Below are 260 nucleotides of genomic sequence, written 5' to 3'. Positions count from 1 at the left end.
ACGTCCTTCGGGCTCGTCTGCGCGATCGGCAGCGAACTGATGTGATCGCCGTCGCGCAGCACCGTGCAGGTATCGGCGATATCGAAGATCTCGTTCATGCGGTGCGTGATGTACAGCATCGTCACGCCGTGCGAGCGCAGGCGTCGCACCAGCATGAAGAGTCGCTCGACTTCGCGATGACTGAGCGCCGAGGTCGGCTCGTCGAGCAGCAGCACGGCGGGCGAAGTCGCGTAAGCCTTGACGATCTCGATCATCTGCTG

General features: G+C 62.7%; 1 pseudogene. It reads right to left on the bottom strand.

From position 1 onward, the window contains the following. Positions 1-260 (bottom strand): annotated as a pseudogene (locus SB751_RS32220) (D-xylose ABC transporter ATP-binding protein); the annotation flags it as partial.

This window comes from Cupriavidus sp. SIMBA_020 (genome assembly GCF_046535395.1).
Classification (GTDB): domain Bacteria; phylum Pseudomonadota; class Gammaproteobacteria; order Burkholderiales; family Burkholderiaceae; genus Cupriavidus; species Cupriavidus campinensis.
The sequence above is the reverse complement of the archived record's forward strand: the minus strand, read 5'-3'. Positions and strand labels throughout refer to the sequence as shown.